Here is a 17,929-nt window from a genome sequence, read left to right as displayed (position 1 = left end):
GTAAGTCATGAAACGGAATGACCTATTATTTCACTTCTGTAAACACAACGTGTTTGCGAAGTTTTGGTGAATATTTCTTCAATTGAAGACGGTCTGGAGTGTTACGTTTGTTTTTAGAAGTAAGGTACAAGCGTTCACCAGATTCTTTGTGTTCAAGTGTAATATTTACGCGCATGGTATCTCCCTTCTATTATTCAGCTGATGCAGCTTTAGCGATTTTACGTCCTTTGTAGTATCCTTTAAGTGATACACGGTGAGAACGTGAGTAATCTCCAGTAGTTTCGTCAAAGTTTACAGATGGAGCTGTTACTTTGTAGTGTGTACGACGTTTGTTTTTCTTCGCTTTTGAAGTGCGACGTGCAGGTACTGCCATTTTGATTTCTCCTTTAGGTATTTATATTCGATTCAATCTACTGATTTTCATCAACCATACTAGGATAACACATTTTTTTTGTAAAGTAAAGTTACTTGACAAAAAAAGATGAAAAAATTAGAAGGTCATCAACCAAATTAATCGAAATTTTCTGAAAATTCAAGAATTTTCTTCTGTTCATTGCTTTTAAAATGTGCTATAATAGTAAAAACTGAAATGGGAGGGAACAAATGACTGAATTAGATAAACGTCATCGCAGTAGCATTTATGACAGCATGGTTAAATCACCAAACCGTGCCATGCTCCGTGCTACTGGTATGACAGATAAGGACTTTGAAACACCGATTGTAGGGGTTATTTCGACTTGGGCGGAAAATACACCATGTAACATTCACTTGCATGATTTTGGGAAATTGGCCAAAGAAGGTGTTAAATCGGCAGGTGCTTGGCCTGTGCAGTTTGGGACTATCACTGTAGCGGACGGGATTGCTATGGGAACGCCTGGTATGCGTTTCTCTTTGACATCTCGTGATATCATTGCAGACTCTATCGAGGCGGCAATGGGTGGTCACAACGTAGATGCCTTCGTCGCTATCGGTGGATGTGATAAGAACATGCCTGGTTCTATGATTGCCATTGCTAATATGGATATCCCAGCTATTTTTGCCTATGGTGGAACCATTGCACCGGGAAATCTTGATGGTAAAGACATTGACTTGGTTTCTGTTTTCGAGGGTATCGGAAAATGGAACCACGGTGATATGACAGCTGAGGACGTCAAACGTCTTGAATGTAATGCCTGCCCTGGACCTGGTGGCTGTGGTGGTATGTACACAGCTAATACCATGGCGACAGCTATCGAAGTTCTCGGTATGAGTTTGCCAGGTTCATCCTCTCACCCAGCTGAATCAGCTGATAAGAAAGAAGATATCAAAGCGGCAGGACGTGCTGTTGTTAAGATGTTGGAGCTTGGTCTCAAACCGTCAGATATCTTGACTCGTGAAGCCTTTGAAGATGCTATCACTGTAACTATGGCTCTCGGTGGTTCTACAAATGCCACTCTTCACTTGCTTGCCATTGCCCACGCAGCCAATGTTGATTTGTCACTTGAGGACTTCAATACAATCCAAGAACGTGTGCCTCACTTGGCCGACTTGAAACCATCTGGTCAGTATGTCTTCCAAGACCTCTACGAAGTCGGTGGTGTGCCTGCAGTTATGAGATATCTCTTGGCAAATGGTTTCCTTCATGGAGACCGCATTACATGTACTGGTAAGACAGTTGCTGAAAACTTGGCTGACTTTGCAGACCTCACACCAGGTCAAAAAGTCATCATGCCACTTGAAAATCCAAAACGTGCGGACGGTCCGCTTATCATCTTGAACGGGAACCTCGCTCCAGACGGTGCGGTTGCCAAGGTATCAGGTGTTAAAGTGCGTCGTCACGTTGGTCCAGCTAAGGTCTTTGACTCAGAAGAAGATGCGATTCAGGCTGTTCTGACAGATGAAATCGTTGATGGCGATGTAGTCGTTGTTCGTTTCGTTGGACCTAAGGGTGGTCCTGGTATGCCTGAGATGCTGTCACTTTCATCCATGATCGTTGGTAAAGGTCAGGGAGACAAGGTTGCCCTCTTGACGGATGGCCGTTTCTCTGGTGGTACTTATGGTCTGGTTGTTGGGCATATCGCTCCTGAAGCTCAGGATGGTGGACCAATTGCCTACCTTCGTACAGGTGATATCGTTACGGTTGACCAAGATACCAAAGAAATTTCCATGGCCGTATCCGAAGAAGAACTTGAAAAACGCAAAGCAGAAACCACCTTGCCACCACTTTACAGTCGTGGTGTCCTCGGTAAATATGCCCATATCGTATCATCTGCTTCACGCGGAGCCGTGACAGACTTCTGGAATATGGACAAGTCAGGTAAAAAATAAACTCAAAAAGCAAGCCAATCTCGGCTTGCTTCTTTTCATCTTCAAAAGTGATTTACCTGCTTATACTCAATAAAAATCAAAGAGCAAACTAGAAAGCTAGGTGCAGGTTGCTCAAAACAGTGTTTTGAGATTGTGGATAGAACTGACGAAGTCAGCTCAAAACACTGTTTTGAGGTCGCAGATAGAACTGACGAAGTCAGTAACATATACCTACGACAAGCCGACGCTGACGTGGTTTGAAGAGATTTTTGAAGAGTATTAACGAGGTGGTAGTCCAAGGGCAATACGGCCGTAGCGACTGATTCGTGTGATCTTCCAGGCAGGCGACCAGGTGACTTCAACCTTGACATCTTCGATACCCTCGATTTGTTTCAGACCTGCAACGATTTCGATAGGTAAGCTTTCTGCACAATCGCAGGCAGTATCGGTGAAGGTCATGACAATCTTGCAGAGACCTGTTTCGTCCAGATTGATTTCATAAATCAGCCCTAGATTGTAAACATCCAATTCCACATCTGTATCAAAAACCTTCTCTAGTTTTTCGATAATTTGGTCTTTCAAGGCCAAAGCACGGTCATTGATTTTGATATCGTCTCTCATTACAGTCCCTCCACGTGATAAATATCCTCTATTTTCTCATAATTCTGACAATTTGGCAAGTTTTTGATGAGTTTTCTGAAAAATATGATAAAATGAAGAAAATACTGAATCAAGGGGAAGCCTATGGAGCAGATTGGAAAAGTCTTTAGACAATTACGAGAGTCAAGAAATATTTCGCTGAGACAAGCAACTGGGGGACAATTTTCGCTGTCTATGTTGTCCCGCTTTGAAACTGGTCAGAGTGAACTTTCGGTGGAAAAGTTTCTATTTGCCTTAGAAAATATATCTGCCAGTGTGGAGGAAATCCTCTTTCTGGCGAGAGGTTTTCACTATGATACAGATTCTGAGTTGAGAAAAGAAATCATAGATGTCTTGGATCCAAAGAATATAGCTCCGCTTGAGGACTTGTATCGCAGGGAGTATCAAAAGCATGCCCATTCTCAAAACAAACAGAAACATATTCTAAATGCCATTATTATCAAGTCTTATATGAAGAGCATGGATGAAAGGGTAGAGTTAACGGCAGAGGAAGGGAAAGTTCTTCATGATTATTTGTTTTCTACCGAGATTTGGGGAATCTATGAACTCAATTTATTTTCAGTCAGTTCACCATTTCTATCTGTTTCTCTTTTCGCTAGGTATGTTAGAGAGATGGTACGTAAATCTGATTTCCTAATGGAAATGTCTGGCAATCGAAACCTGTTTCACACTATACTATTGAATGGCTTTTTAGCCAGCATTGAGTGTGAAGAATTTACCAATGCCTCTTATTTTAAACGTGTCATCGAAGAGCATTTCTACAATGAAAATGAAACCTATTTCCGAATTGTCTATTTGTGGGCGGAAGGTCTCCTTGATAGCAAGCAAGGTAGAGTCAAGGAAGGCCAGAAAAAGATGGAAGATGCTGTCCGTATTTTTGAGATGCTTGGCTGTAATAAATCTGCCGAATACTATAGAAAAACCTCCGATTCTTGAATATCTGCAAACTAAGAAAATAATTTAAAATTTGAAGAGATAGAACTTTTGACTACTCGCAGGTCATCAAAGAGATTTTATCGTTGTTTTGCTCATTTTATTTGTTGCATATTTTCAAAAGTTTTTCCTCTAAAATTTCTAAGTGCTACACTATAGTCATATTTCACATAAAACTTCGAACAAGAAGGGAGATTACCTATGAAACTATTGTTTAGAAATCAAGCTTATCGTCTCTTGACTTTGTCACGCTTCTTCAATGCTTTTGGTGCTTCAATTTTTAACCTGGTCTTTATCGTTTATGCATCGACCTTGCCACAAGCATCTTTTGCAGTTGCTATGGCGAATATTGTCATGATTCTTCCGACTTTCTTTACAGTTTTTGTAGGGATTCGGGCAGATTATACGAGGGCCAAGGTCAAATGGATGGTCTATAGTGGTTTGTTTCAGGCGATTCTATTTTTTCTAGCAGCTTTAGTTGTCCAGCAAGCTAGTCTATTTGCCTTTTCTAGCCTGTGTTTAATCAATGTCATTAGTGATGTCATCAGTGATTTTGCAGGTGGCTTGCGCATGCCTCTTATTAAGGAAAAAGTAGCTGAAGAGGATTTGATGGAGGCTTATTCTTTTTCCCAGTTCATCACCTATATTTCAGCTATTGGTGGTCAAGCTTTTGGAGTCTGGCTCTTAGGTCTATCGGTCAACAATTTTTCCCTTGTTGCGGGAATCAATGCCTGTTTCTTCCTAGTATCAGCCTCTGTTCTCTTTTTAGGAAAAAGCAAATTGAGCTTGTCAATGTCATCTGCTGATGGTGAATCACTAAAAAATGAGAAGCTTTCTATCAAAGACCAATTTCTAACGATTTACCGAAATTTACGCCTTGTTTTTCTTAAAGGTGGACAGAAAAACTTTGGTTTTATGCTCTTTGCTGTCTTGCTTATCAATGCCTTGGGCGGCGCTTTAGGAAGCATCTATAACATCTTCTTTTTGAGCCATTCTCTTTTGGACTTTTCTTACACAGAGGCATTATTTATCAGTCAATTCTGTGCTTTGTTAGCAATCATCATCAGTAGCCTTACGGGCAATGATTATTTTGGGAAGCAGTCCTTGCCTAGATTGATGATGTGGGTGACCGTAGGACTCAGTCTAGTTGGTCTAGCTAATTTATTCAATCAAGTCGTACTTGGTTTACTATTTCTCTGTTCAACTCTGTATGTGTCTGGTAAAGTTCAACCAAAGATTAGTGCCTTGCTCCTGAAAAATCTAGCTCCAGAGGTTCTAGCTCGTACCAGTAATTTTTTAGGTTTATTGTTCACCTTATCCATACCTGTGGGAACAGCTTGTTTTTCACTTATAGCTGTATGGAATATACAGTTGACTTGGATGCTATTTGTTGGTCTTTCCTTGCTAGCTATTCTTTTGACAGTTATTAATCTCAAAAATGATATCTAAATCCTAATTTTATTCTTACTGTTTTAATCCCTTTATTTATGGTAAAATAAGACTATTAAGTTTAAAGAGGATTCCCTATGAAATTACAAAAACCAAAAGGAACGCAGGATATTTTACCTGCTGAGTCTGTCAAATGGCAGTATGTTGAGGGCTTTGCCCGTGAGATTTTCAAGCGCTATAACTACGCAGAAGTGCGCACGCCTATTTTTGAGCACTACGAGGTTATCAGCCGTTCTGTCGGAGATACAACGGATATCGTAACCAAGGAAATGTACGACTTCTATGACAAGGGTGACCGCCATATCACCCTCCGTCCAGAAGGAACTGCGCCAGTTGTCCGTTCCTATGTGGAAAATAAACTCTTCGCCCCAGAAGTGCAAAAGCCAAGCAAGTTCTACTATATGGGACCTATGTTCCGTTATGAGCGTCCACAGGCAGGGCGTTTGCGCCAGTTCCACCAGATTGGTGTTGAGTGTTTTGGCTCTAGCAATCCAGCTACCGATGTGGAAACCATCGCGATGGCAGCCCATTTCTTGAAAGAAATTGGCATCCAAGGTGTCAAACTACACCTCAATACGCTTGGAAATCCTGAGAGCCGTGCGGCTTATCGTCAAGCCTTGATTGACTATTTGACACCGCTCAAGGAGACCTTGTCTAAGGATAGCCAGCGTCGCTTGGAGGAAAACCCTCTCCGTGTCTTGGACTCTAAGGAAAAAGAAGACAAGGTGGCAGTGGAGAATGCACCGTCTATCTTGGATTTCCTTGATGAAGAAAGCCAAGCTCATTTTGATGCGGTGCGTCAGATGTTGGAAAATCTTGGGGTAGACTATATCATCGATACCAATATGGTGCGTGGTCTGGACTACTACAACCACACCATTTTCGAGTTTATCACTGAGATCGAGGGCAATGACTTGACCGTCTGTGCGGGTGGTCGTTACGATGGTTTGGTTGCCTACTTTGGTGGTCCTGAAACTGCTGGCTTTGGTTTTGGACTTGGTGTAGAGCGCCTGCTTCTCATTCTTGAAAAGCAAGGTGTGGCCCTCCCTATCGAAAATGCCCTAGATGTCTATATTGCAGTCTTGGGAGAAGGAGCAAATGTTAAGGCCTTGGAATTGGTACAGGCTCTTCGCCAACAAGGTTTCAAAGCAGAGCGTGATTACCTCAACCGTAAGCTCAAAGCTCAGTTCAAGTCAGCCGATGTCTTTGCGGCTAAGACCCTCATCACTCTAGGTGAGAGCGAAGTCGAAAGCGGACAAGTGACGGTCAAGAACAACCAAACCCGAGAAGAAGTGCAAGTGTCGCTTGAGACAATCAGCAAAAACTTCTCAGAAATCTTTGAAAAACTAGGATTTTATACTCAATGAAAATCAAAGAGCAAACTAGGAAGCTAGCCGCAGGCTGTACTTGAGTACGGCAAGGTGAAGCTGACGTGGTTTGAATTTGATTTTCGAAGAGTATTAATGATAGATAAACTGGTCAGGAACCTACTCCTGACCTTTTTCTTTTGCAAAATGACAAAAATCATAAACTTTTTGACAAATATGCTTGTCAAAAAGAAAAAGATGTGTTACAATATAAGCAAGTTAAGAGAAAAGGAGAAAGGAACGATTATGTGGGCATTAGGATTTGTACCTCTTGTGATTATGTATTATATCTACCATTCCCAAAAGGTCAAGAAACTAGAGAATAAAATAAAAAGAATTGAGCAAAAACAGAAAGGAAATAAAGAAATGTCAAGAATTTTAAAAGAATTGATTGGGAAAACACCGACAATCGTTGGACAAGTTTTTGGAACAGACAACTGGGAAGTTGTGGATGTTGATGAGGAATGGGTCAAGCTACGTCGTGTTAATAAAAAAGGAAAAGAAAAATTCAAACTACAACGTATTGAGGATATCCAAACCGTTGAATTTGACGGAAAGTAGGTGTGTAACATGCAACTAAAAAATCGTCTAAAAGAGCTGCGGGCTCGCGATGGTCTCAACCAAACCGAACTGGCTAAGCTAGCAGGGGTTTCCAGGCAGACCATTAGCCTACTAGAACGGGACGAATACACCCCGTCCATTATCATTGCCCTGAAAATATCTCAAATTTTCAATGAAACAGTCGAATCGGTATTTCGCTTGGAGGAGGACGAGTGATGAACAAGTATAAAGTGATTTATTATGTAGTTGCCATAGCTTTATTAGTCAGCGTATTTCTACTGATTGGGATAGACTTAGGTTGGTTTAGTCCCTATCAAAGTGACCAATTTATTTGGGCCTACTTTGCTCTCATCCCAGTAATTGAATGGATTGAAAAGAAATCCAAAAATCTAGCAAGTGAAAAAGGAGAATGAAAATGAAAAAGAAAAATAAAGGTGGATTGTTATTTTTAATGTCTGTTGTCTTTGGAGGTTTCTTGGGCGGTTTTGTAGGGATGTTTAAGGCTGCTACCGAATCCCACGAAATTATGTTAGATGTAAAAGTCTTGATACCCTGGATATCAGCTATTTGTTTATTGATAGGTTTCATTAGCATTCTTTTGACGTTCAATTTCTTAAAGAAAAGCAGAAAATTTCACTCCTTGTATCAAGAGGAAATGGACGATGATCTGAATGAAACCTATTATGTGCAAATGAATCGTAATCTTGAGTTTGGAACTATTGCTTTTCATATTACAAGTGTAGCGATTTTATTGGCTCTCTTTATTTCAGGAAGTGAAGTGATTGTACTAGATAGAAGCAATCTAATCTTACCTCTTTCTTTTTTGGGATTAGTATTGATTTTTAATGCTCAAAAATATTTTTATAAGACTATTGCGATTGTTCGTCAGTTTGATTTGGCATTTTTCTCTACACCAAAGGATTATTTAGACTATGTCAATTCTTACGATGAGGGGGAGCGCCAGGCTAATTTGGAACAGAGTTTTCGAATTTTATTCCAATTAAACCAATATGTCTTACCAGGTCTCTACTTTTTGATTGCTCTCTTTTCCTTGCTGACAGGAGAGATTCAGTTACTAGCTTTCTTGCTGGTAGGAGTGATCCATATTTATATCGGTGTGATGCAGTTGCCTATGGTGAAACGTTATTTTAAATAAAGGAGTTTCTATGATTCGTGTTGAAAATGTAAGCAAAAGTTTTGGAAGCAAAAAAGCTCTTCATCAGATTTCTTTTGAGATTAAGGAGGGTGAAATCTTTGGTTTTCTTGGCCCTTCTGGCTCAGGTAAAACAACCATGATCAATGTCTTGACAGGTCAGTTGGCTGCAGATCAAGGGAAAACAGTTTTGTTAGGCAAGAATTCTCAAGATTTAACCTCAAATGATTTGGAACAAATTGGTATTGTTAGTGATGGCAGTGGTTTTTATGAAAAGATGAGTCTTTACAAAAATCTGCTCATTTACGCTAAGTTATATGGTCTCAAGTCAGATAGAGTAAATCAGGTGCTCCAACAGGTTGGATTGGCAGATGCTAAAGATATTATCGCAGAAAAACTATCTACAGGAATGAAACAACGAATGTTCTTGGCTCGTGCCCTTCTGAATGCTCCTAAGATTCTCTTCCTAGATGAGCCAACTAGTGGCTTAGACCCTACAACATCTAAGATGATTCATACCCTACTTCAAGAATTAAAGCAGGCGGGGACAACTATCTTTCTGACCACGCATGATATGAATGAAGCAACTCTGCTTTGTGATCGCTTATCTCTTTTGAATAAGGGGAACTTAATAGAGTATGGAAGTCCGCAAGATATTATCCAGAAGTACCATGTGGATAAGAAAGTACGTGTGGTTTATAACGATGGACGAGAACAGATAGTTCCATTTGAAGAATTGCCACATTTAGACACGACAGATTTGATGGTGGTTCACTCTTGTGAGCCGACTTTAGAAGAGATCTTTATCAGATTGACAGGAGAAAAGTTAGATGTTTAGAAAATTAAATGCCCTACTATGGTTAAGATTACAAGTCCTTATTAGCAATTCATCTTTGTTGGCGACTCTATTGTTGCCTTTTGGACTGACTGTTTTATATAATGAATTTTTAAATAAGAATGGACAATTGAGCCTATTTTTTCTATCTGCTAGCTTGACGATGGTCTTGAGCATGGGAAGTGGTTATATGGTATCGATTATGATGGCAGAAGATAAGGAAAAACGAAATCTTAAATCACTCCTCCTAAGTGGTGTGACAGCAACAGAATATACTTTCAGTATGCTCGTTCTCCCTATTCTGATAATGTTACTTGCTATGATTGTGCTTCCCATCTATCTTAAAGTAGATCTATCTGGTTATTTATTTGCTTACGTTATCTATTTGCTCCTAGCAACTATTAGTATTATTTTTCTCAACCTTCTAATCGGTGCGGTGTCAGATACTCAATCTAAAGCGCAAGTTTATAGTATCTTCCCTATGTTAATTGTCTCTTTTTTACCTATAATTGCTCTTCAAAATGATACGGCTCAGAAAGTGTTGGATTACTCGTTCGTCGGTCCTATTGTAAATCTTTTAAATCAAAAGGGTGGAGAAATATCCTTTTCTAATATCGGCATGTTACTTGCCTGGGTACTTGTGTTAGGAATAGCGAACCTCTTTGTATTGAAAAATAGCTATAAAGCAAGATAGGAGATTTATATGAAACTACTTAAAAACCTTGGCTGGTTTCTTCTAGCCATTCTATCCTTTTACTTTATCTATGGCTTCATTCAGGTGCTCGCGACTACGTCGCTTGCCTTAGGTGCTTCACCCTATGCTGTTACCCTACTCTATGTAGCCTTGGCTGGAGTTTATGTGTACGGCGTTTACAAATGGTATCAGAAAGGTCTTGTTCGTATTGAGAAGAGTGGCTTCAACCGATTTATTTGGCTTCCTGCCTTGGTTTGGTTCTTATCTCTGGTTGTCCAGTTTTTCTTGCCAAATGATCCTTCAGTAAATCAGCAAATAGCGATAGACTTGACCTTGTCTCAACCACTTTTCTCATTCTTTGCGGTCGTTATTTTTGCTCCTTTGACGGAAGAACTTATCTTTAGAGGGATGTTGGCACGCTATCTCTTTCCTAAGCAGGACAATAGTAAACAAACTCTGCTTTTCCTTCTGGTATCTAGTGTTCTGTTTGCCTTGATTCATTTCCCAGGTGATGTGCAACAATTTTTAGTTTATGCTAGTCTTGGTTTTAGCTTGGGCTTGGCTTATATTAGCAGAAAAGGTCTGGTCTACAGTATTTCTCTCCATGCTTTGAATAATTTAGTCAGCTTTTTGATGATTCTCATGCTATAATAGAGTCAGGAGGTCACATGAAACGAGTAATTTTATTAGCAGTGATTCAAGCAGTTGTTCTATTTTTCATCATTGGGGGACTAGCTTATGCCTTCAAAGGTGATTTCTTCTATAGCCACCTAGCAGTTGTCTTTGCCCCTATTGCAGGTGTCTTGCGCTTTGGGACAGCTTACACAACGGAGATTGTCTTGCCTCGAAAGGCAGCCGAAATTGCTGAAAAGCGTAAAGCAGGCAAAAATTCAAAATAAAAGAGTCCGGTGAAGTTCATCGGATTTTTGTATGGGCGTCAATTTTTAGAGTCTTCACTTGATTTTTTAAGACAGGCAAACTTTTCTGATGATTTTCATGAAGAGCCTGCGCTTTTATGGTAAAATAGTAACAGAATAAAAGAGGAGAGAAAACATGAAACGTAGTATGTATGCTGGTCGTGTTCGTGAGGAACACATCGGACAAGAAATAACCTTGAAAGGATGGGTAGGCCGTCGTCGTGACCTTGGTGGTTTGATCTTTATCGACCTTCGTGACCGTGAAGGAATCATGCAGTTGGTTATCAACCCTGAAAAAGTATCTGCAGAGGTTATGGCAACAGCTGAAAGCCTTCGTAGCGAATTTGTTATCGAGGTGACTGGTCAGGTCGCTGCGCGTGAGCAAGCCAATGATAAGTTGCCAACTGGTGCAGTTGAGTTAAACGTGACAGCTCTGACCGTGCTTAATACAGCTAAGACAACACCATTTGAGATTAAGGATGGCATTGAGGCCAATGACGATACGCGTTTGCGTTACCGTTACCTTGACCTTCGTCGTCCAGAAATGTTGGAAAATCTTAAACTTCGTGCTAAGGTGACCCACTCTATCCGCAACTACTTGGATGAGTTGGAGTTTATCGACGTGGAGACACCATTCCTTTCTAAGTCAACGCCTGAAGGGGCGCGTGACTATTTGGTGCCATCTCGTGTTAATAAAGGGCATTTTTACGCGCTTCCTCAAAGTCCACAGATTACTAAGCAGTTATTGATGAATGCTGGTTTTGACCGTTACTACCAAATCGTCAAATGTTTCCGTGATGAAGACTTACGTGGAGACCGCCAGCCTGAGTTTACCCAGGTCGACTTGGAAACATCCTTCCTTACTGAGCAAGAAATCCAAGATATCACAGAAGGTTTGATTGCGCGCGTGATGAAGGAAACAAAAGGTATCGAAGTAACGTTGCCATTCCCTCGTATGAAATACGATGATGCTATGGCTCTTTACGGTTCTGATAAACCTGACACTCGTTTTGATATGTTGCTTCAGGACTTGACAGAAGTGGTCAAAGGTGTGGACTTTAAAGTCTTTTCAGAAGCACCTGCTGTAAAAGCAATTGTAGTCAAAGGAGCTGCGGACAACTATTCACGTAAAGACATCGACAAGATGACGGAAGTAGCCAAACAGTACGGTGCCAAAGGTCTTGCTTGGGTCAAGGTAGTTGATGGAGAATTAAACGGACCAGTTGCTAAGTTCTTGACTGGCATCCAAGCAGAATTGACAACAGCGCTTGCTCTTGAAGATAAGGACTTGGTTCTCTTTGTGGCGGATACGCTTGAAGTGGCCAATGCAACTCTTGGTGCCCTTCGTGGACGTATTGCCAAAGAGCTTGGCTTGATTGATAACGATAAATTCAACTTCCTTTGGGTGGTTGACTGGCCAATGTTTGAATGGTCTGAAGAAGAAGGTCGCTATATGAGCGCCCACCATCCATTCACACTTCCACAGGAAGAGACTGCTCACGAATTAGAAGGCGATTTGGCTAAGGTTCGTGCTATTGCTTACGATATCGTCTTGAACGGTTATGAGCTTGGTGGTGGTAGCCTTCGTATCAACCAAAAAGACCTTCAAGAACGCATGTTCAAGGCTCTTGGTTTCTCAGCTGAAGAAGCCAATGACCAGTTTGGTTTCCTTCTTGAAGCCATGGACTATGGTTTCCCACCACACGGTGGTTTGGCTATCGGGCTTGACCGATTTGTCATGCTCTTAGCAGGAGAAGAAAATATCCGTGAAGTCATCGCCTTTCCTAAGAACAACAAGGCAACTGACCCAATGACACAAGCTCCTTCAACAGTAGCTCTCAAACAACTAGAGGAACTCAGCTTACAAGTAGAAGAAGATGAAACAAGCAAAACGAATTAAGCGGTGGCGCTATTATCTGCGCCGCTTTGCTTATCAGATAAAAATTTTACGTGTCTTACAAAGTATCTCTCGCGAAAAATATGACGAAAAGATTTCGGCCTCTTTGGTCTATGGTTTTCTATCAGCAGTAGCGGTCAATTTCTTTTTCCAACCAGGGCATGTGTATTCGAGTGGTGCGACAGGTCTGGCACAGATTATCTCTGCCTTGAGTAATCACTGGTTTGGTTTTCATATTCCGATTTCGCTAACCTTCTACGCCATTAATTTTCCTTTGATGGTTTTGGCTTGGTATCAGATTGGCCATAAGTTCACCGTCTTTACCTTTATCACGGTGTCCATGAGTTCCTTCTTTATCCAGTTTGTCCCTGTAGCGACCTTAACGGAGGATCCCATTATCAATGCCCTTTTTGGGGGTGTTGTTATGGGCTTGGGGATTGGTTTTGCTCTTCGAAACAATATCTCCAGTGGTGGGACAGATATCGTTAGTCTGACTATTCGCAAGAAAACAGGTAAGAATGTCGGTAGTATTTCTTTCTTGGTAAATGGAACCATCATGCTGATAGCAGGTTTGACCTTTGGTTGGAAATACGCTCTCTACTCTATGATTACCATCTTTGTCTCTAGCCGTGTGACAGATGCAGTCTTTACCAAGCAAAAACGTATGCAGGCCATGATTGTGACCAATCATCCAGATAAAGTAATTGAAAAAATCCATAAAAAATTGCACCGCGGAGCAACCATGATCCACGATGCAGAAGGAACCTATAATCACGAAAGAAAGCCAGTTTTAATCACTGTCATTACCCGTGCAGAGTTTAATGAATTTAAACAGATTATGAAACAGGTGGATCCAAGCGCCTTTGTCTCTGTCTCGGAGAATGTTCATATTTTGGGACGGTTCGTTGAAACAGATAATTAGTAACTAAAAAAACCAGCGCGAGCTGGTTTTTATTTTTCGATAATTTTGTGGGCGATTAACTGACGGTAACAAATTTGTTTATTGCTTTTAGCATCGTTGATAATCTGGAGGATGGTTTCAAGGGAAACACGACCAAGTTCTAGGCTGTTGATATCAACATAGGCCGCCAAGTTGAGCTTGGGATTGACTGAGTCGAAGCTGAGAACGGGGACATCCAGTTGGTGCTTAGCGATGTAGTCACAGACCCCTTCAGCTAGGAGACTATCGGTTGTAATGATAGCATCAATCTGCGGATCATGCTGAAAGAGGAGTTTACTAAACTGATACCCTTTTTCTTCTAGGAACTCTGTTGCAAAATAGGTCAAATTTCCATCAATAGGCAGTTGGTGTTGTTTGAGGGCGGACTCATAGCCTGTTAAACGGTCTTGCGTTACGAAGAGTCGCTTCGTCCCTCCAATAAAGGCAATTCGTTTGCAGCCTTTTTTGATAAAATATTCGGTTGCATCAAAACCGGCTTGGACATTGTCATTATCGACAAGAGGGATAAAGGGTGAAATGGATTTTCCTAGGATGAGGAAGGGGAACTGCTCATCAGCGACCAGTTTGACCAAGGGATCTTCCTCTTCGGCATAAAGGAAAATCAAACCATCCACACGTTTACCGTAAACCATCTGTGAAATAGCTTTAAGGCGCTCTTTTTCATCTTTACCTGTTGCAATCTGAATAGCATAGTGATTTTCAGAAGCGACTTGGGCGATACCACGGAGGACAGATGGGAAGAAAGGATTTTGATAGAAGGCGTCTGAGTCATCAGGAAGGACCAAGCCGATAACTTGGGTATAACTGCTTACCAAACTACGAGCGTTGAGGTTGGGGTGGTAATTGAGCTCCTTCATAGCCTTGCGAACGCGTTTTTTTGTTTCGTCGCTAATGGTTGATTTATTTTGAATAACACGGGTTACAGTTGAAGGCGAAACACCAGCAGCCTTGGCCACGTCTTTAATCGTAACGGGCATAAAAATCTCCTATTTATGGTAATCTGGATCACGGAAATGCGTTTTATAAAAAATAGTGACCAGATATAGAACAAAAAGAATGTTTTGTACAGTAATCAGGGTTGTCATATTTTGGCCAAATAATCCCAAAATAAGCGTAATCAGAGTTGGTAATCCTAAACAGTTCAAGATAAAATGGTAGCACTCTTTAAAGGTTCTAAATGAAAAGAGGCGTGATTTCTTAGTGATATAAAGGAGAAGACTAGCTCCTAGAGAGACAATGAAGAAATTCAAACCAAAGAGGAAGCTTGCTCCGAGAACTAGGAAGAGACTGATATAGACACGATTCTGCTGGTACCAGTCTTTAGAAATCGCTTGTGTCAAGCTGTCTTTGCTTTTGAAACTCTCAGTCTGAATCGCTCGGTAAGAGATGCGTGTCAACTCTTTACTTTCCTTGCTGATGACGAGCTCATTCGTATCGAAATGCAGTTGCAAGTCCTTAGGTAATTCCTTGCTTTGACTTGGACCGATTAAAAGAGAAGGCGCTTGACTAGCTGTGCCTGTATAAGTTAATTTGCCATCAACAATTGCAGCGTGTTCAGAGAGATCCTGGACAACCTCATCTGTCAATGGTTCATAGACATTATCGATAAAGGTTTCTAGCGGATAAGTCTCCTGCGAGCTGTTTTGGATAGCAATGGGGACCATAGATAAGCTGATAAGGAAGATACTGGTAAAGAGAAGCTGAAACCAGTTGAGTCCGAAACGTTTGGACAGGGGCTTACGAAATCCCCAAATACTTGAAAAATATGAAAATGGATATGGGAGCATTTGTATCTTTCTAAAAGGTGTTTTCTATATGAGTATTATTATATAGAGAAATGTGCTTTATTTCAAGTCTAGGAGACAAATTGCTTGATACAAGGATATTATTTACAGTAGCAATCGCTAATACTCAATGAAAATCAAAGAGCAAACTAGGAAGCTAGCCGCAGGTTGCTCAAAGCACAGCTTTGAGGTTGCAGATAAAGCTGACGTGGTTTGAAGAGATTTTCGAAGAGTATAAAATGAAAAAGGGTGGCGGGGATAAATTATCCCTTGTCGCCACCACTTGTAAGTCCTGAAACAAAGTTCTTTTGTAGGAAGAAGAAGAGAATACAGATTGGAAGGGCGATGAGGATAGCACCTGCTGAGAAGTAGGCAATCTTCATGTTTTTCGCATTGTTAACGAAGGTTTGGAGACCAACGGCAACAGTAAAGTATTCTTTCTCACGAAGCAAGAAACTAGAGAGGATGTAGTCCCCGAAAGGTCCCATGAAGGCCCAGAGAGCTTGCACAGCGATCATTGGGCGAACAAGTGGAAGAACAATTTGCCAGAAGCGGCGGAAGTGTCCTGCACCGTCTAGTTTTGCAGATTCGTCTAGAGACATTGGCACCGTATCGAAGTAACCTTTCATCAACCAAGCATTCATCGGGATACCCCCACCAACATAAAGGAAGATGAGGAACCAGCTGTGGTTAAGGGCGTTCAACATAAGTGCCATAACGAAGAAGGCTGTCAAAGCGGCCATGGTTGGCACCATTTGGATAATCAAGAAGAAGACCAAACTTTGTTTACGAGCCAAGAAGTTGTAACGACTGTAAGCATAACCAGCAAGTACGATGATACTTGTTTGAACCGCCATGGTAACCAAGGCGATAATCAAAGTGTTGAGGTACCAAGTACCGTATAAGGTTTCAGAGAAGAGCCCTTGGAAGTTAGCAAAACTAAAGTCGACGTTGCTGTCTAGTTTAAAGGCTACTACGTTACCAGTCTTGAAGGCAGACATGATAGTGATCAAAAGTGGATAGATAATCACGATTGAAAGGCCAACTAAGTAGAGGTAGGTAAGGGTTTGAGTCAGTCTACGTTTGAGTTTAATTGAGTTATTCATCTTAGACGTCCTCCATATCAAATGCGTGTAGTTTCTTGAATGCGATCATAGAGATTGAGATGACAATGATAGAGATAATCAAGGTAACAGCTGCCGCCATAGAGTATTGAGGAGATGTACCTGTTGTCAAACGGTAGATCCATGAAATCAAGATATCGGTTGAACCAGCTCCACCACCGACACTACCAGGTCCTCCAGCGTTGAAAAGGTACATGATAGAGAAGTTGTTAAAGTTGAAGGTGTATTGACTGATCAAAGTAGGTGCCGCAACGGCCAAGATCATTGGGAAAGTGATGTTGCGGAATTTTTGCCAAGCATTAGCACCGTCAATATAAGCTGCTTCGTAAAGGTCGTTAGGAATAGATTGCAAGATACCCAAAGTCAAAACGTAGATGTATGGGAATCCAAGCCAACCTTGCATCATAATCAAGGCAATCTTAGTCCAAGTTGGGTCTGTTTTCCAAGGAATAAGAGCACCATCAAGGAAAGGAAGGAATTTAGCCAAGATTGGCAAGACTTGAGTGTTGATAGCACCGACACTATCGTTAAACATGTTTGAGAATGTCAAGATAGTGATGAAGGCTGGAACAGCCCAAGGAAGAAGGAAAATAACACCGAAGATACGTTTTCCTTTGATAAATGGTTGGTTAGCAATGATAGCTGTGAAGATACCAATCACAATCTGTAAAGTTGAGGCAGCCAAAGCCCAGATGATAGTCCAAGAAAGAACGGCACCAAAGGCAGAACGGAAGGTACTCAAACTCCAGATGTTCGTAAAGTTGGTCAAACCAACCCAGTCCAACAATTTGTTTGGTGGCAAGTGCTGGAAGTCGTAGTTGGTAAAGGCAATCATCAAGGTTACGATAACTGGGAAGATAATCGCAAAAGTCATGGCAATATAAGATGGGATGATCAAGAGGTAAGGGAAGCCATTTTCATAGATTCCTTTGATCATATCTTTTAGCGTAAGTGGGACTGGAATTCCATTGTTGATACGTTTTGCGATAGTATGTGCATCTTTGATATTTGAGAAATAAAAGAGTACATAAACGACTACAAAGATTAAATGGAAGGCACCACGAATCAGCATGAAGAGGGAATTATCACGACCTGGCTTGTCTCCAAGAGTGATGAGATTGCTTAATTCAGGGGATGCAAGTGCTAGGAAATAAAGGACAAATACAAGAGTTACACCAAGGAAGATAAAACCTTTGGCTTTTTGTTTATTGTAAATCTGTCCTAACCCAGGAATGATAGACAGCAGGGCTGCTTTACTAGGTTGTTGCTTTTCCATAATAACTCCTTTCATAGGATACTGGTTTCTAA

21 protein-coding genes are annotated in these 17,929 nt (G+C 41.1%); 14 read left to right on the top strand and 7 right to left on the bottom strand.

What is annotated here, in order from left to right:
• Positions 1 to 25: 25 nt before the first annotated feature.
• Together rpmG and rpmF are read right to left on the bottom strand one after the other, a co-directional pair.
• The gene (gene rpmG / locus N5909_RS08865; protein ID WP_001265622.1) at positions 26 to 175 is read right to left on the bottom strand and encodes a 50S ribosomal protein L33; all 150 of its coding nucleotides are present in this window, start codon (positions 173 to 175) and stop codon (positions 26 to 28) included.
• A 15-nt stretch (positions 176 to 190) separates the two neighbouring features.
• Positions 191 to 373: a 50S ribosomal protein L32 gene (gene rpmF, locus N5909_RS08860; RefSeq protein WP_000290417.1), complete on the bottom strand. Its 183-nt coding sequence runs from the start codon at positions 371 to 373 to the stop codon at positions 191 to 193.
• Positions 374 to 603: 230 nt separating this feature from the next.
• Between rpmF and ilvD the strand changes: the two genes are divergently transcribed.
• Entirely contained in the window at positions 604 to 2,307 is a 1,704-nt protein-coding gene (ilvD, locus tag N5909_RS08855) for a dihydroxy-acid dehydratase (protein WP_033681050.1), read from the top strand.
• A 258-nt stretch (positions 2,308 to 2,565) separates the two neighbouring features.
• On the opposite strand, the gene N5909_RS08850 is transcribed toward ilvD, so the two are convergent.
• A complete protein-coding gene (locus N5909_RS08850; protein ID WP_033681053.1) occupies positions 2,566 to 2,907 on the bottom strand; it encodes a metal-sulfur cluster assembly factor in 342 nt (113 codons plus the stop codon).
• 123 nt (positions 2,908 to 3,030) lie between these two features.
• On the opposite strand from N5909_RS08850, the gene rgg reads away from it, so the two are divergent.
• The 13 genes from rgg to N5909_RS08785 all read left to right on the top strand — a co-directional run bounded on the left by rgg (position 3,031) and on the right by N5909_RS08785 (position 13,674).
• On the top strand, positions 3,031 to 3,882 hold the full coding sequence (rgg, locus tag N5909_RS08845) for a quorum-sensing system transcriptional regulator Rgg (protein WP_049534876.1): 852 nt from the start codon (positions 3,031 to 3,033) through the stop codon (positions 3,880 to 3,882).
• A 198-nt stretch (positions 3,883 to 4,080) separates the two neighbouring features.
• On the top strand, positions 4,081 to 5,328 hold the full coding sequence (locus tag N5909_RS08840) for a hypothetical protein (RefSeq protein ID WP_049534878.1): 1,248 nt from the start codon (positions 4,081 to 4,083) through the stop codon (positions 5,326 to 5,328).
• Positions 5,329 to 5,405: 77 nt separating this feature from the next.
• Positions 5,406 to 6,695: a histidine--tRNA ligase gene (gene hisS, locus N5909_RS08835; RefSeq protein WP_271631149.1), complete on the top strand. Its 1,290-nt coding sequence runs from the start codon at positions 5,406 to 5,408 to the stop codon at positions 6,693 to 6,695.
• A gap of 96 nt (positions 6,696 to 6,791) precedes the next feature.
• Entirely contained in the window at positions 6,792 to 7,256 is a 465-nt protein-coding gene (locus N5909_RS08830) for a hypothetical protein (RefSeq protein WP_033681057.1), read from the top strand.
• A gap of 9 nt (positions 7,257 to 7,265) precedes the next feature.
• Entirely contained in the window at positions 7,266 to 7,472 is a 207-nt protein-coding gene (locus N5909_RS08825; protein WP_020902358.1) for a helix-turn-helix transcriptional regulator, read from the top strand.
• Complete coding sequence (locus N5909_RS08820; protein WP_033681059.1) at positions 7,472 to 7,669, top strand: hypothetical protein; 198 nt, start codon at positions 7,472 to 7,474, stop codon at positions 7,667 to 7,669. The genes N5909_RS08825 and N5909_RS08820 overlap by 1 nt, the downstream gene beginning before the upstream one ends.
• A 2-nt stretch (positions 7,670 to 7,671) precedes the next feature.
• A complete protein-coding gene (locus tag N5909_RS08815) occupies positions 7,672 to 8,412 on the top strand; it encodes a DUF3169 family protein (RefSeq protein ID WP_033681061.1) in 741 nt (246 codons plus the stop codon).
• Positions 8,413 to 8,422: 10 nt separating this feature from the next.
• A complete protein-coding gene (locus N5909_RS08810; protein ID WP_000621677.1) occupies positions 8,423 to 9,247 on the top strand; it encodes an ABC transporter ATP-binding protein in 825 nt (274 codons plus the stop codon).
• Positions 9,240 to 9,938 (top strand): ABC transporter permease, encoded by a 699-nt coding sequence (locus N5909_RS08805; protein WP_271631148.1) that lies wholly within the window; start codon positions 9,240 to 9,242, stop codon positions 9,936 to 9,938. The genes N5909_RS08810 and N5909_RS08805 overlap by 8 nt, the downstream gene beginning before the upstream one ends.
• A 9-nt stretch (positions 9,939 to 9,947) precedes the next feature.
• A complete protein-coding gene (locus tag N5909_RS08800; protein ID WP_020902363.1) occupies positions 9,948 to 10,589 on the top strand; it encodes a CPBP family intramembrane glutamic endopeptidase in 642 nt (213 codons plus the stop codon).
• A 17-nt stretch (positions 10,590 to 10,606) separates the two neighbouring features.
• Complete coding sequence (locus tag N5909_RS08795) at positions 10,607 to 10,837, top strand: hypothetical protein (protein ID WP_020902364.1); 231 nt, start codon at positions 10,607 to 10,609, stop codon at positions 10,835 to 10,837.
• 154 nt (positions 10,838 to 10,991) lie between these two features.
• Positions 10,992 to 12,755: an aspartate--tRNA ligase gene (aspS, locus tag N5909_RS08790; RefSeq protein ID WP_084887285.1), complete on the top strand. Its 1,764-nt coding sequence runs from the start codon at positions 10,992 to 10,994 to the stop codon at positions 12,753 to 12,755.
• Positions 12,733 to 13,674 carry a YitT family protein gene (locus N5909_RS08785; RefSeq protein WP_271631147.1) on the top strand — a complete coding sequence of 314 codons (942 nt, stop codon included), beginning with the start codon at positions 12,733 to 12,735 and terminating at the stop codon, positions 13,672 to 13,674. The genes aspS and N5909_RS08785 overlap by 23 nt, the downstream gene beginning before the upstream one ends.
• A 29-nt stretch (positions 13,675 to 13,703) precedes the next feature.
• Here N5909_RS08785 and N5909_RS08780 read toward each other — a convergent pair whose 3' ends face one another.
• The 4 genes from N5909_RS08780 to N5909_RS08765 all read right to left on the bottom strand — a co-directional run bounded on the left by N5909_RS08780 (position 13,704) and on the right by N5909_RS08765 (position 17,897).
• The gene (locus N5909_RS08780; protein ID WP_271631146.1) at positions 13,704 to 14,690 is read right to left on the bottom strand and encodes a LacI family DNA-binding transcriptional regulator; all 987 of its coding nucleotides are present in this window, start codon (positions 14,688 to 14,690) and stop codon (positions 13,704 to 13,706) included.
• Between the two features lie 9 nt (positions 14,691 to 14,699).
• Positions 14,700 to 15,500, bottom strand: a complete 801-nt coding sequence (locus tag N5909_RS08775) for a DUF1189 domain-containing protein (protein WP_033681069.1) — start codon at positions 15,498 to 15,500, stop codon at positions 14,700 to 14,702.
• A 260-nt stretch (positions 15,501 to 15,760) separates the two neighbouring features.
• Positions 15,761 to 16,603, bottom strand: a complete 843-nt coding sequence (locus N5909_RS08770) for a sugar ABC transporter permease (protein ID WP_271631145.1) — start codon at positions 16,601 to 16,603, stop codon at positions 15,761 to 15,763.
• 1 nt (position 16,604) lies between these two features.
• Positions 16,605 to 17,897 (bottom strand): carbohydrate ABC transporter permease, encoded by a 1,293-nt coding sequence (locus N5909_RS08765; protein ID WP_033681070.1) that lies wholly within the window; start codon positions 17,895 to 17,897, stop codon positions 16,605 to 16,607.
• Positions 17,898 to 17,929: the final 32 nt, after the last annotated feature.

The organism is Streptococcus gwangjuensis, from assembly GCF_028156745.1.
Lineage (GTDB): Bacteria > Bacillota > Bacilli > Lactobacillales > Streptococcaceae > Streptococcus > Streptococcus gwangjuense_A.
The sequence above is the reverse complement of the archived record's forward strand: the minus strand, read 5'-3'. Positions and strand labels throughout refer to the sequence as shown.